At 77.3% G+C, this 13,077-nt stretch carries 12 protein-coding genes; 3 read left to right on the top strand and 9 right to left on the bottom strand.

Annotated features, from left to right (window positions below):
- Positions 1–86: 86 nt before the first annotated feature.
- On the top strand, positions 87–1,364 hold the full coding sequence (locus J5O08_RS11950) for a glycosyltransferase family 4 protein (RefSeq protein ID WP_218707097.1): 1,278 nt from the start codon (positions 87–89) through the stop codon (positions 1,362–1,364).
- A gap of 182 nt (positions 1,365–1,546) precedes the next feature.
- On the opposite strand, the gene J5O08_RS11945 is transcribed toward J5O08_RS11950, so the two are convergent.
- From J5O08_RS11945 to J5O08_RS11930, 4 genes are all read right to left on the bottom strand, one after another.
- Positions 1,547–2,332 carry a glycosyltransferase family 2 protein gene (locus J5O08_RS11945; protein ID WP_308281587.1) on the bottom strand — a complete coding sequence of 262 codons (786 nt, stop codon included), beginning with the start codon at positions 2,330–2,332 and terminating at the stop codon, positions 1,547–1,549.
- A gap of 125 nt (positions 2,333–2,457) precedes the next feature.
- Positions 2,458–3,480: a glycosyltransferase gene (locus J5O08_RS11940; protein ID WP_218707096.1), complete on the bottom strand. Its 1,023-nt coding sequence runs from the start codon at positions 3,478–3,480 to the stop codon at positions 2,458–2,460.
- A complete protein-coding gene (locus J5O08_RS11935) occupies positions 3,477–4,595 on the bottom strand; it encodes a glycosyltransferase (protein ID WP_218707095.1) in 1,119 nt (372 codons plus the stop codon). Before J5O08_RS11935 ends, J5O08_RS11940 begins: the two co-directional genes overlap by 4 nt.
- Complete coding sequence (locus tag J5O08_RS11930) at positions 4,592–5,728, bottom strand: glycosyltransferase (RefSeq protein WP_218707094.1); 1,137 nt, start codon at positions 5,726–5,728, stop codon at positions 4,592–4,594. Before J5O08_RS11930 ends, J5O08_RS11935 begins: the two co-directional genes overlap by 4 nt.
- A 116-nt stretch (positions 5,729–5,844) precedes the next feature.
- Between J5O08_RS11930 and J5O08_RS11925 the strand changes: the two genes are divergently transcribed.
- Entirely contained in the window at positions 5,845–6,915 is a 1,071-nt protein-coding gene (locus J5O08_RS11925) for a hypothetical protein (RefSeq protein ID WP_218707093.1), read from the top strand.
- Complete coding sequence (locus J5O08_RS11920) at positions 6,912–8,183, top strand: glycosyltransferase (RefSeq protein ID WP_308281586.1); 1,272 nt, start codon at positions 6,912–6,914, stop codon at positions 8,181–8,183. Before J5O08_RS11925 ends, J5O08_RS11920 begins: the two co-directional genes overlap by 4 nt.
- 5 nt (positions 8,184–8,188) lie before the next feature.
- On the opposite strand, the gene J5O08_RS11915 is transcribed toward J5O08_RS11920, so the two are convergent.
- The 5 genes from J5O08_RS11915 to J5O08_RS11895 all read right to left on the bottom strand — a co-directional run bounded on the left by J5O08_RS11915 (position 8,189) and on the right by J5O08_RS11895 (position 13,062).
- Entirely contained in the window at positions 8,189–8,890 is a 702-nt protein-coding gene (locus tag J5O08_RS11915) for an NADPH-dependent F420 reductase (protein ID WP_218707091.1), read from the bottom strand.
- Positions 8,887–9,927 carry an LLM class flavin-dependent oxidoreductase gene (locus J5O08_RS11910; protein ID WP_218707090.1) on the bottom strand — a complete coding sequence of 347 codons (1,041 nt, stop codon included), beginning with the start codon at positions 9,925–9,927 and terminating at the stop codon, positions 8,887–8,889. The genes J5O08_RS11915 and J5O08_RS11910 overlap by 4 nt, the downstream gene beginning before the upstream one ends.
- A 107-nt stretch (positions 9,928–10,034) precedes the next feature.
- Positions 10,035–11,072 (bottom strand): LacI family DNA-binding transcriptional regulator, encoded by a 1,038-nt coding sequence (locus J5O08_RS11905; protein ID WP_147797078.1) that lies wholly within the window; start codon positions 11,070–11,072, stop codon positions 10,035–10,037.
- 102 nt (positions 11,073–11,174) lie between these two features.
- On the bottom strand, positions 11,175–12,101 hold the full coding sequence (locus tag J5O08_RS11900) for a carbohydrate ABC transporter permease (protein ID WP_147795357.1): 927 nt from the start codon (positions 12,099–12,101) through the stop codon (positions 11,175–11,177).
- Positions 12,091–13,062, bottom strand: coding sequence for a carbohydrate ABC transporter permease (locus tag J5O08_RS11895; RefSeq protein ID WP_218707089.1), 972 nt, complete (start codon positions 13,060–13,062; stop codon positions 12,091–12,093). Before J5O08_RS11895 ends, J5O08_RS11900 begins: the two co-directional genes overlap by 11 nt.
- Positions 13,063–13,077: the final 15 nt, after the last annotated feature.

The raw sequence follows: 13,077 nt of genomic DNA, 5'->3' as shown, positions 1-13,077 counted from the left end.
CGCTCCACTCATCTCCACGCCTGGGGGTGGACGGGCGGGCGCGGCCGTCGACGGGCGGGCCCGGGCGCGGTCGGCGAGCATGGGGCGTGGCCTCCGACCTGCACGCGAGCACCCCCGAGAACGCGACCGGGAGCACCCCGGCGTGCCCCGCAGGCCACGGCCGACGCCCGACCCGCGGCCGGTGGCTCGTCGCCACGACCGAGTACGCCGGGCTCACCCCGTACACCGGCGGCATCGGGCGGCACTACGCCTCGCTGCTGCCGGCGCTCGTCCGGCAGGGCGCGGCGGTCGACCTGCTGGTGCTCGCGGACGGCCCCCTGCTCCCCGACCCCGACCTCGGCGGCGTCCGGCTGGTCGGCCACGTCCGCCCGCCGCGCGCCCGGGTCCCCGCGCTGCTCGCCCGCGCGGCCGCCGTGCGCCGCGCCGTCCGCGCCGGTCGCTACGACCGGGTGTTCCTGCCCGAGTGGGCGGCGCTCGGGGTCGGGCTGCCGGCCGGGGCGCCGCTGCTGACCAACCTCGCGACGAGCACCCGGCTGGCGAACGAGGTCGCGGGCTTCACGCCGCCCTCGTTCGGGCTTTGCGGCGGGGCCGTCGTCGCGGTGCAGAGCCGGCTCGAGGACCGGCAGGTGCGGCGGTCGGCGGGCCTGGTGGCGATCTCCCGCGCCATGCTCCGGTGGACCGAGGGCGCGTTCACCGGGCTGCCGCCCGCGCGGGTCGTGCGGAACTGCATCGACGTGGCGCACGTGCGCCGGGCGGCTGGGTCGGCGGCGCTGCCCGCGGGCTGGCCGCAGGACGGGTCACCGGTCGTGCTGTTCCTCGGCCGGCTCGAGCGGCGCAAGGGCGTCACGGACGCGTTCGCGGCGTTCGCGGAGGTCGCTCGGCAGCACCCCACGGCGCGGCTGGTGCTGGCGGGTGCGAGCGGGGACCGGCGGTTCGAGCCCGACCGTCCGACCCTGCTCGGGATGCTGCCGCCCGAGGCCCGCGACCGGGTGACCTGGCTCGGGCACGTCGACGACGACACGCTCTACCGGGCGGTGCGCGAGGCCGCGGTGACCCTGTGCCCCTCGCGCTGGGAGGGGTTCGGCAACGCCGCGCTGGAGGCCAAGGCGATCGGCGGCGCGGTCGTCGTGACGACCGGCAGCGGCTACGACGACTTCTGCGCCGACGGCGAGGACAGCCTCATGGTGCCGCCCGCCGACCCGGCCGCCCTGGCGGGCGCGGTGCTCCGCCTGCTCGACGACCCGGTGCTGGCCGCGACCCTCGGCGCCCGGGCGGCCGCGGGCGCGGAGCACTGGACCGCCGACCCGGTGGCGGCCGACCTCCTGGACGCGGCGGACGCCCTCCTGGGCGCACCCCGCGCCTGACCCCGCTCGCCCCCGCCGCGCGCCCGCCCCGACCACGCGCCGATAGTGCAGCCGACACGTCGAGCGAGTAGCCGGCGACTGCTCGCTCGACGTGTCGGCTGCACTCTCGCGATCGCGAGGACGCGCGCGACGCACGGAGGGGCGACGCGCGCCGGGCGCGCCGCGTGGGCGCGACGCGCGCGTCAGGCGCGGTGCCAGGTGGTGCCGTCCCAGCGGATCGCGCCCGCCTCCGCGAACGCGCGCAGCCAGCCCTCCATCGGCCACCGGCCCCAGCGGCGCGCGAACCGCGCGCCGTTGCGCAGGACGTCGTCCAGGTGCTGCCACGGCGGGCTGCTCGTCGGGTGGTGCTGGTGGTAGGCGTGCGCCCCGCCGACCCAGGCCAGCGGAACGCCCGCCGCGCGCAGCGCGTAGCCGTAGTCGGTGTCCTCGCCGCCGTAGCCCTCGTACCCCTCGTCGAACCGGGGTCCGTCCGCCCAGCGCCGCGCGGTCAGGGCGAACGACAGCGACCAGAACAGGTCGTACCCGCCGTCCCCGGCCACGACGACCTCGCCGTCCGCGGGCGCGGGCCGCGCCGGGTGCGGGCGGGTGGCGGCCGCGAGCGCCGCCGGGTCGTCGACGACCGCGCCGGCCGGCAGGTAGGTGACCGGCCCGCACAGCACGGCGTCCGGGTGCACGTCGGCCGCGGCGGCGTACCGGTCCAGCAGGTCGGCCCCGGGCACGCAGTCGGCGTCGAGCAGGACCAGCAGGTCGGCGCCGAGCGCCACCGCCCGGTCGGCGCCCGCGTTCCGCGCCGCCGCGAGCCGCAGGCCGTCCGGCCCGGGCGGCACCCGGAGCACCGCGTCGGCGTCGAGGGCGGGCGGCTCGTCGGCGCCGACCCACACGACGACCGCGAGCACCGCCGGGTCCCGCCGGATCGCCGCGAGCTGCCGGCGCAGGTGGTCGACCCGCGGGGCCGAGCACAGGGTCACGACGGCCCGCCGACCCGCCCGGCGGGGCCCGTCGCTCCCGGGAACGCCGGACGCGCCGGGCACAGGCCCGCGAGGCACGGACGCCCCCTCCCCGGACGCGGCCTCCCCAGCCGCCCCGGCCCCGGTCACCACGCGCCCCGCCCGCGCGCCACGTCCGCGATCGCCTCCGCGGCCCGCGCCGCCGCCCCCGACGTCCCCCACACCGACCAGTCGGGCTCCAGCGCCTCGGCCCGCTCCAGCACCTCGGGCCAGCGCGCCGGTTCCGGCCACGCCGGCTCGACGACGGCGAGCCCGGCCCGCCCCAGGGCGCGGGCGGTGACCGCCTGCTCGTCGAACGGCCGGTCCTGCGGCACGACCACGGCCCGGGCCCCCGCGACCGCCAGGTCCGCGACCGAGTTCTGCCCGGCGAACGACACGACGGTCCCGGCGGACGCCAGCGCGTGCCACGGGTCGTCCGTCCAGGTCCCGCCCGCCCCGAGCGCCGTCCACCGGTGACCGGGCGTCACCCGCGCCGCGGCGTCGAGGTGCTCCGCGGTCACGCCCGAGCCGCCGCGGCCGCCGAGCACCAGCACCCCGGCGCGCTCGCCGGCGGGCACCTCGCGGCCGTCGAACCGGCTGATCCCGCCCGTGAACACGACCCGGTCGCGCACGGCGTCCAGGTGCGGGGCGGGGACGACGTCGGCGGGCCACGGCGCGAGCACCCGGGCGGCGGCGCGCAGGCCGAGGGCGTGCGGCTCGTCGTCGCGGACCCCCGGCTGCGCGACGAGCACCGGCGGGACGCCGAGCAGCCGGGCGAGCACGGTGACCTCGACCGACACGTCGACGACCACCGCCGCGGCGCCCCGGGTGTCGAGCTCGCGGGCGATCCGCGCCAGCCGCCCGCGGTGGCCCGGGTGCAGCAGCGGCGCCCAGTGCAGCAGCCCACCCGCGGCGGGGTCGGCGTCGGCCGGACTGCGGCCGGTGCCGGGGTCGGGCTCGTCGTCGCGCTCCAGGCGGACCCAGTCGACGTGCGCGGGCAGCCCCGCGGGCTCCGGCAGCGTGCTCAGGGCCACGACCTCGGCGTCGAGGTGCGGCGCGACGGCGCGCAGCCGGCCGAGGTGCCCCGACCCGTGGTGGTGCACGTACCAGGCGACGGTCGGCCGGGTCACGCGATCAGCTCCGCGCCGGTGCCGCGCTGGGCGACCAGCGCGCGGAACACCCGCTCCAGGGCGTCGACCCGGGCGTCGAGCCCGTAGTGCCGGCGGGCCGAGGCGCGCACGGCCACCCGGAAGCCCGGCTCGGCCGCGGCCCGGGTGGCGAGCCGGCCCGCGGCGTCCGCGAGGGCGGCCACGTCGCCCCGGGGCACGGCCGACATGCCGGTCGCGGTGCGCGCGATCTCCCGGATGCCGCCGGCCCCGAACGCCGCGACCGGCGTGCCGCACATCAGCGCCTCGGGACCCACGAGCCCGAACGGCTCCTCCCAGGCCGGCGTCCCGAGCGCGCACGCGCTGCGCCCGATCAGGCGCGCGAGGGCGGGCTGGTCCAGCAGGCCGACGTACCGGACGCCGTCGCCGACGTGCGGCAGCACGTGCCGCTCGGCGTACTCCCGGTCGCCGATCCGGCCCGCGATGGTCAGCTCGCGGCCGAGCAGGCGCGCCGCCTCGATCGCCAGGTGCGGCGCCTTCTCCGGCACGAGCCGGCCGGACCACACCAGGCCGTCGCCGCCCGGCCCGGCCGGCCAGTCGGCGGCGTCGATCCCGTTCGGGAGCACGGTGGCGTCGACGACCGGCGCCCACTCGCGCCGGGTGTGCGCGCTGACCGCCAGGAACCGGGTGCCGCGGGCGTGCGCGGCGGCGTCCACCAGCTCCGGCTCCAGCGGCGTGTGCAGCGTCGAGACCATCGGCACCCCGAGGTCCGCGGCCCGGCGGAGCGGCAGCCCGTGCAGGCAGTGGTTGGAGATGACGTCGTACCGTGCCGGGTCCCGGGCGATCACGTCGAGCGCGCGGTCGAGCGCGGGGACGGACCGCTCGAGGTACGCGTCGGGGTAGTGCGAGTCGGTGGCGCGGGCGCCCGCGGGCCAGTCGAGGGTCGGGAGCGCGAACTCGGCCGGCCCGCCCTCGAGGAAGTCGGAGCCCTGCACCGCGATGAGCGAGACCTCGTGCCCGCGGGCGCGGAGCGTGCGCACCTCGTTCCACACGGCCGACTCCAGGCCGCCGGCGTGCGGCTGCCGGATCGGGAAGCGCAGCGGCGCGACGACGACCACCCGCAGGGGGGAACCGGTCACCGGGACCCCCCGGCGAGCAGGTCGCGGTACAGCGCGGCGTGCTGCTCGGCGGCGGCGCGGTCGGCCGTCAGCCGCTCGGCGCGCCGGTCGCGGACCAGCGCGGCGCGCTCGGTGGTCCCGGGGCGGGTCGACGTCTCGGCGGCGAGCAGCCGGCGGAGGGCACCCGCCAGCCCCGCGGCGTCGCCGACCGGCCCCGACGTCTCGACCGAGCCGTCAGGGTGCTGCTCGGCGTAGTAGCCGACGGCCGGCGCCGCGACGGGGACGCCGAGGTCCCAGCAGAGCTCCAGCCAGCCGGAGTGCGTGCCGTGCGCGTAGGGCAGGACGCACGCGTCGAGCCCGGCGAGCGCGGCGGCGAGGGCGTCGTCGTCCAGCCGGTCGTGCTCGACCAGGTCGACGGCCGGACCGGCCGCGGCGCACAGCGCGCGGACCTCCGCGCGCGCCGCCTGGTCCCGGACGGCGCGGTGCAGCCGCACCTCGGCCCGGACGGCCACGCCGGACGCGCGCAGGTCGGCGACGGCGGCGAGCAGCGCGCGGGTGGCGGCGGGGGCGTCGACGTTCGGGCGGAGGTCCTTGAGGTGCAGGCCGACGACGCGCTCGCCGCCGGGCGCGCGAGGCGCCCCGTCGTCGGGGATCTCGCCCAGCAGCCGCGGGTGCGGCACGACCCGCGCGTCCCGTCCCCAGCGCGCGCGGATCTCCGCGGCCGCGCCGGGCGTGAGCGTGACCAGCGCGTCCGCGCCGGGGACCAGCACGTCGAGCTGCGCGCGGTACCCGTCCTGGTCCGTCAGCTGGGGGTGCTCCAGGTCGTGCACCGTGACCACGACGGGCCAGCCCTGCTCGCGCGCCGCGGCGAGCGTGCGGGCCAGGTGCTCGGGCGCGAACGACTCGGTGCCGAAGTGCACGTGCAGCAGGTCCGCCTCGGCGGCGTGCGCCCGCACCCACGCCGGGTCGAGCACGACGGGCGGCCACCAGCGGCCCGGCTCCGCGCCCGGCGGGGTGGGATCGGGCAGCAGCTCGACCCCGGCCGCGGCGGTGACCCGCGCGACGTACGGGTGGCCGGCGGGCACGGAGGCGACGCGGACCGTGCGGCTCGTGGACCGCGGCGCGCCGGCGGTCGGTGCCAGGAGCTGCGACATGCGGTCCTCTCGTCGTCGCGGGCGCGCTGCCCGGTCCCCGAGCAGCGCGGCGTCGCGGTGGTGCGGGAAGTGTCGCGCGGTTGCCGCCTCCCCGCGACTCGACCACGATTGCCGCGATGACCAGGACCGACACCCCCGCGCTCCTCCTCACGGGCCCGCCGCGGCACGGCGTCGTCCGGTACGCGGGCGACCTCGCCGCGCACGTCCGCGCCCTCGACGCGGACGCACCTGTGCTGCGCGTCGAGGACCCGACCGACCTGCCGGCCGCGGCCGCCGGGCTGGGCCGGGCGCACCTGCACGTCACGGACCGGCTGCTCGGGCCCTCGCCCGACGCGGCGGCCGACGTGGTCGAGCGGCTCGCAGCGGCGTGCCGGCTCACGGTCACGCTGCACGACGTCCCGCAGGAGTCGGACGGCCCGCGCAACCTCCCCCGGCGCACGGCGGCGTACGCGCGGGTCGCCGCGGCGGCGGCCGGGGTCGCGGTGAACAGCCGGCACGAGGCGCTGCTGCTCGCGGAGCACGGGGTGCTGGCCGACGGGCGCGCGCAGGTCGTGCCGCTCGGCGCCGCCGCCGCCGGCGCGGCCGCGGCCCCCGCCCCGCAGGGCGCCGGCGCCCCGCTCGTCGCCCTCGTCGCCGGCTTCCTCTACCCGGGCAAGGGCCACGACGACGTCGTCCGCGCCGTCGCCGACGCCGCGGACCTGCTCCGCGCGGCCGGCACCCCGCCGGGCGAGGTGGCGGTCGTCGCGGTGGGCGGCCCGTCCGCCGGCCACGAGGACGAGGTCGACCGGCTGCGGGCCCTGGCGGAGGGGCGCGGCGTCGCGCTCCGGGTGACCGGCGGCCTGGACGACGACGCGTTCCACGAGGCGCTGCGCGGGCCGGGCGTCCCGGTCGCGGCGCACCGGCACCTGTCGGCGTCGCGCACCCTGCTCGACTGGGGCGAGGCCGGGCGGCGGCCGCTGGTCGTCGACTCGCGGTACGCCCGCGAGATGGCCGACCTGCGCCCCGGGACGCTCGCGCTGTACCCGCCGGACGACCTGCCCGCCCGCCTCGCGCGCGCCTGGGCGGACCCGGCGGCGACCGCGCTGCCGGCGGGGGCCTCGCTCGCGCCGACGCTCCGGGACGCGGCGGCGGCGTACCTCGCGTGGTGGGCCGGCGACGCCGGCGCGTCCGGCGGGGCCGCCGCGTGACGTCCGCCGGCCGCCCGCTGCCCGGCAACCGGTGGGACCTGCTCGACGGCGTGGTCGCGGAGGCGCCGCCGACGGTCTCGGTGGTCGTCGTGCACTACGACCAGCAGGCCGAGCTCGACCGCACGCTGCACGCGCTGGCCCGGCAGGACCACCCGGCCGACCGGACCGAGGTGGTCGTGGTCGACGACGGGTCGCCGGAGCCGCCCCGCGTGCCCGACGGCGTCCGGCTGCTGCGCCAGGAGGACCGCGGGTTCCGGGTCGCCGCCGCGCGCAACCTCGGCGCCGCGGCCGCCACGGGCGACGTGCTGGTGTTCCTCGACGCGGACACGGCGCCGGAGCCCGGCTACCTCCGCGCGCTGGCGCGGCTGCCCGCGCTCGCCCCCGACTGCCTCGCCGTGGGGCGGCGGCGGCACGCGGACCTGGGCGGGGTGCCCGCGGACGCGCCGGTCGAGCGCGCCGGCCCGGAGCACGAGCTGACCGAGCCCGCCTGGCTCCTGGACGGCTACCGGCGCAGCCGCGACCTGCTCGACGCGGACGACCGGTCCTACCGGTACGTGATCGGGGCCGTGACCGCGTGCAGCCGCGCGCTGTTCGCCGAGGTCGGCGGGTTCGACGAGGGGTTCTCGGCCTACGGCGGCGAGGACTGGGAGTGGACCTACCGCGCCTGGCTCGCGGGCGCCGTGCTCGCGCACGTCCCGGAGGCGGTCGCCTGGCACGACGGGCCGGACTGGTCCGGCCGGGACGAGGCGTCGCGCGTGGCGAAGAACGCCGAGACGCTGCGGCTCGCGGAGCTGGTGCCGGTGCCGGGGTCCCGGCCGCGGGGCCTGCCGTCCGGGCGGGTCGACGTGCTGGTGCACCCGCCCGCCGGCGACGCGTCGGCGGCGCAGCGGTTCGTCTCGGTCGACTCCGTGCTGGCCGCGCTGCCGGGCGCCGAGGCCGCGCCGGACCCCGACAGCCCCGGCGGCACCGCCGACGACCCGCGTCTCGACCGCGTCCGCCTCGACGTCGTCCTCGACCGCCCGCTCCGTGCGACCGACCCGCGCGCGGTCGCCGAGGCGGTCGAGCGGGTGGCCGCCGAGGGCCTCGGCGAGCTCGCCCTGCTGACCCCGGACGGCGCGCCGCTGCTCCGGGTCGTGTCCCGGCGCGCCCGCGCCCGCGAGCGCCGCTGGGGCCGGGACGACCTGTTCCCGCGCGCGACGTCCGCGACCGAGGGCCTGGTCCCGCTGACGGACGAGCCGGACCTGGAGGCCTACCTCGGCGGCTGGTGACCCGCTCAGCCCGCGGCGTCCACCGCCGCGTCCGCCCGCGCCGCCGCCACGACCGCGCCCCGCTCCGTCGCCGGGAACCGGGCCAGCACGGCGGCCAGCGTCCCGGCGTCCTCGTTCGCGCCGAACGCCTCGGCGTGCGGCTGCAGCGCCACGCTGTCCGCGAGCGACCCCGCGGGCACCGGGTCGAAACCCAGCGCGTCCACGAACGCCGCCACCTCGGCCGCGGCCGCCGCGTCGTCCGCCGCGACCGCGATCGCCCGCCGCCCCGGCGAGCCCGCGGGCAGCGGGCCCTCGTCGAGGTCGTGGTACCCCATGTGGTTGAAGGCCTTGACCACGCGCGCGCCCAGCAGCGCCTCGGCCACCAGGGCGCTGGTCGCCACCGCGGGGTCAGCGAGGTCGGGGCGCTCGCCGTCGGTCTCCCACCAGTAGTTCATCGCGTCGACGACGAGCCGGCCGGCCAGCAGGTCGCCCTCCCGCTCGACCACCTCGGGCAGCCGGCCGAGCGGCAGCGCGAGCACCACGAGGTCCGCGCGCGCCGCGTCGCGCGCGTCGACGGCCCGGGCCCCCGGCGCCAGCACCTCGACGATCAGCCGGATGCGCTCCGGGTCGCCCGAGCCCGCGACCGCCACGTCGTACCCGGCCGCCACCGCGAGCCGCGCCAGCACGGTGCCGACCTTGCCGGCCCCGAGGATCCCGACGGTCGTCACGCGGCGCCCTCCGCGAGCAGGTCGCGCACCATCGGCGCGACGCGGCTGCCGAACAGCTCGACGGCGCGCAGCCGGTCGCTCACCCGCAGCGGGCCGCCGGTGTAGACGAGGTCGAACCGGCTCACGTCGAGGCCGGACACCGTGCGCGCGATCTTGCGGGCGACCGTCTCCGGCGAGCCGACGTAGAGCGAGCCGTGCGCCACCTCCGCGTCGAACTCCGCGCGGCGCAGCGGCGGCCAGCCGCGGTCGGCACCGATCGCGTCGCGCATCTGCTTGTACGGGCCGTAGTACGCCTCGAGCGCGGCCTCGTCCGTCTCGGCGACCAGGCCGTGCGAGTGCACGCCGACCCGGCCCTCGGGGGTGCCCAGCTGCGCGGTGGCCCGCCGGTACAGGTCGACGTACGGCCGGAACCGGTCCGGCTCGCCGCCGATGATCGCGAGCATGAGCGGCAGGCCGTAGTGCGCCGCGCGGACCACCGACTGCGGCGAGCCGCCGACGCCCACCCAGGTCTCCAGGCCGCCTGCCGTCTTCGGGTAGACGTCGGCCGCCTCCAGCGGGGCGCGGGTCGTGCCCGACCAGGTCACCGGCTGCTCGCGGAGCAGCTGGGAGAACAGCTCGATCTTCTCCTCGAACAGGACCTCGTAGTCCTGCAGGTCGAACCCGAACAGCGGGAACGACTCCGTGAACGACCCGCGGCCGAGCATCACCTGAGCGCGCCCGCCCGAGAGCGCGTCGAGGGTGGCGAACCGCTGGAAGACGCGCACCGGGTCGTCGGAGCTCAGCACAGTGACGCCGGACGCGAGCCGGATCCGCTCGGTGCGGGTGGCGATGCCGGCGAGCACGGTCTCGGGCGAGGACAGCGCGAAGTCGGGCCGGTGGTGCTCGCCGAGCGCGATGACGTCGAGGCCGACCTGGTCGGCGAGCACGGCCTCGTCGACCACGCGGCGGATCGCCTCGGGGTGGCTGAGCAGGCGCCCGGTGGCGTCGTCGGTCGGCAGGTCGCCGAAGGTGTCCAGGCCGAGCTGCAGGGCGGTCATGACGGGGTCCTCCCGGGTCGTCGTCGGCACCCATCGTGCGCGATGCTGATTGAACAATCAACTATCGCCACGGATTCCGCCCGGGAACGACCCCGGCCCCGACGCCGTCAGGCCACGACCGTGCGCGCCGGCGCCGCCGACCGCACCGCGCTGCCCACCGTCGACTCCCGCGCCACGACCTCGAAGTCCGTGATCACCTCGACGTGCTCGTCCGGCGCCGTCCCCGCGACCCGCGCCAGCAGCAGGTCCACCGCGGTCTGCGCGATCTGCTCCCGCCCGGGCGCGACGGAGGACAGCGGCGGCGACGCGTACGCCGCGTCCTCGATGTCGTCGAACCCGATCACGGCGACCTCCTCGGGCACCGCGATCCCCCGGTCGTGCAGGGCGTGCAGCGCGCCGATCGCGAGGGCGTCGTTGAGCCCGAACACCGCGTCGATCTCGGTGCCGGAGTCGAGCATCCGCTCCATCGCCTCCGCGCCGGTCGACCGGTGCCACAGCCCCGCCTCGCCGAGCAGCGCCGGGTCGAGCGGGAGGCCCGCCTCCGCGAGCGCCTCCTCGTACCCCCGCTGGCGCAGGGCGGCGCTGCCGACGGTCTCGCCCTCGTGCGACCCGATGAGCGCGATCCGCCGGCGGCCGGTCTCGATCAGGTGCCGGGTCGCCGCGCGGGCCGCCTCGACGTTGCTCATCGTCACGTGGTCGGCGGGGCCGCCGAAGATCCGCTCGCCGAGCAGCACCATCGGGAAGTCGACCGCGAACGACGCCCGGTCGTCGGTCCCGAGCGCGAGCGGCGAGAAGATCAGCCCGTCGGTCAGGTGCCGGCGCTGGCCGTGCAGCACCTCGAGCTCGCGCTCCCGGCTGGCGTTGGTCTGCTCGATCAGCACGATCACGCCGCGGCGCTCGGCGGCCTGGATCACCGAGTCCGCGAGCTCGGCGAAGTACGGCAGGCTCAGCTCAGGCACGGCCAGGCCGATCATCCCGGTCCGGCCCTGGCGCAGGTTCCGGGCCGACAGGTTCACCCGGTAGCCGAGCTGCTCGATGGCGGCCTCGACGCGGTCCTTGGTGCCCGGGCGGATGTACGGGTACCCGTTGATGACGTTCGAGACCGTCTTGATGGACACCCCGGCCAGCGCCGCGACGTCCTGCATGGTCACGCCCGCCTGGCGCCGCTTCCCGGTCACCGGACCACCTCCTCCGCCACGTGCTGCCCGACCCGGTCCCTGCCGATGCGGCCGGGGTGGGTCCGGTCGTCACCGGCCGCCGAGCCCGGTGGTGGCGACCGCCTTGACGATCTGCCGCTGGAACAGCATGAACAGCAGGATCAGCGGCAGGGCGGCGATCACGGCCGACGCCATGGTCTGGGCGTAGATCGTGCCGTAGGCGTTCTTGACCGTCGACAGACCCACGGGGAGCGTCATCAGGTCGGGGTTGTTCGTGACGATGAACGGCCACAGGAAGTTGTTCCACGCGCCGATGAACACGAAGATCGCGACCGCCGACACGATGGGCCGGGAGATCGGCAGCACGATGGACCAGAAGGTCCGCCAGTGCCCCGCCCCGTCGACCCGCGCCGCGTCCTCGATCTCCTGCGGCACCTCCGCGAAGAACTTGCTGAAGATGTAGACCATCACCGGCGCCACCAGCTGGGGCAGGATCACGCCCTGGTAGGTGTCGACGAAGCCCAGGGCCTCCATCTGCCGGAACAGCGGCACGATGAGGATCTGGCCGGGGACCGCGATCAGCGCGATGGTGGCCGCGAACAGCAGGTTCTTCCCGCGGAACCGGGTGCGGGCGAATCCGTAGCCGGCCAGCGCGCACGCCGCGACGGTGAGGATCGTGACCGACCCGGCGACCAGCAGCGTGTTCGCCATCCAGCGCGGCACCTCGCCGCGCTCGAACACCGTGCGGTAGTTCTCCAGCGTGAACCCGCCGTCCGGGAACCACTGCAGCGGCACGGACTGGGCCTGCGCCTCGGTCTTGAACGAGGTGTCGACCGCCCAGAGCATGGGCAGCAGCCAGGACAGCGCGAGCACCACGAGCAGGACCACCGACAGGACGGTGGCGACCTTGCTGCGGCCGAGCACGAGGCTGCGGGTGCGGCGGTTCTCCTCCCGGCGCTCCGCGTAGGCGCGGCGGAACCCGCCCGTCGCGGGGGCGGTGAGCGTGTCAACGGCCACGGCGCTGCTCCTTCCGGCGAGCGGTGGTCAGCACCTGGAACCCGACGGCGACCACGATGATGAGCGCGAAGTAGATGTAGGACATCGCCGAGGCGTAGCCCATCCGGTACCCGGTGAAGCCGGTGTCGTAGATGTACTGCAGGATCGGCCGGGTCACCCCGTCCGGGCCGCTGCCGCCGTTGAAGGCGATGAACATCTGGTCGAACACCTTGAGCGACGCCAGGACCTGCAGCACCGTGATGAGCACGGTCGTCGACCGGAGCTGGGGCAGCGTGATCGACCACAGCCGGCGCCAGGAGCCCGCGCCGTCCAGCGCCGCGGCCTCGTACATCTGGTCCGGGATGGCCTGCAGCGCCGACAGGTACAGCAGGAAGTTGAAGCCGACGGTCCACCAGAGGGTTAGCAGGGCCATCGACCACATGGCGACGCTCGGGTCGGTCAGCCAGCCGACCTTGTCCAGCCCGAGCCGGTCGAGCCAGTAGTTGAAGAAGCCGATCTCGGGCTGGTAGAGCCAGACCCAGATCTGCACCACGACCGCGACGGGCAGCATGTACGGCGCGAAGAACGCCAGCCGCCACACCCACTGGCCCGGCAGGCCGGTGTAGACCAGCAGCGCCATCGCCAGCGCGATCACCACCAGGGGGATCGTGCTCATCAGGGTGAACGCGACGGTGTTGCCCAGCGTGGACCACATGACGGGGTCGCCGAACGCCTCGGCGTAGTTGTCGAACCCGACCCAGCCGCCGTTGCCCATCAGCGACTGCTCGGTGAAGCTCAGGCCGAGGCCCCACAGCGTCGGGACCACCAGGAACAGCACGGCGATCACGACGAACGGGATGACGAACGGCCAGCCGCTGCCCTCGCGGCGGCTGCGGCCGCGCCGGGTGGGGCGGTCGGGGGTGCGCGGCGGCGAGACGGTGCCGGTCGCCTGCGACTGGGACGGTGTGGTGACGGTGCTCATGTCTGCGATCCCTTC

This window comes from Cellulomonas sp. PS-H5, assembly GCF_019265565.1.
GTDB lineage: Bacteria > Actinomycetota > Actinomycetes > Actinomycetales > Cellulomonadaceae > Cellulomonas.
Note: the sequence above shows the minus strand (reverse complement) of the source record. Positions and strands in the feature narration are given on the sequence as shown.

What these genes read in the sequence shown, in the direction of transcription:
- J5O08_RS11930 (WP_218707094.1), bottom strand. Translation starts at nt 5,728, where the DNA reads ATGTCGCAGCTCCTGGCACCGACCGCCGGCGCGCCGCGGTCCACGAGC.
- J5O08_RS11925 (WP_218707093.1), top strand. Translation starts at nt 5,845, where the DNA reads ATGACCAGGACCGACACCCCCGCGCTCCTCCTCACGGGCCCGCCGCGG.
- J5O08_RS11910 (WP_218707090.1), bottom strand. Translation starts at nt 9,927, where the DNA reads ATGACCGCCCTGCAGCTCGGCCTGGACACCTTCGGCGACCTGCCGACC.
- J5O08_RS11905 (WP_147797078.1), bottom strand. Translation starts at nt 11,072, where the DNA reads ATGCAGGACGTCGCGGCGCTGGCCGGGGTGTCCATCAAGACGGTCTCG.
- J5O08_RS11895 (WP_218707089.1), bottom strand. Translation starts at nt 13,062, where the DNA reads ATGAGCACCGTCACCACACCGTCCCAGTCGCAGGCGACCGGCACCGTC.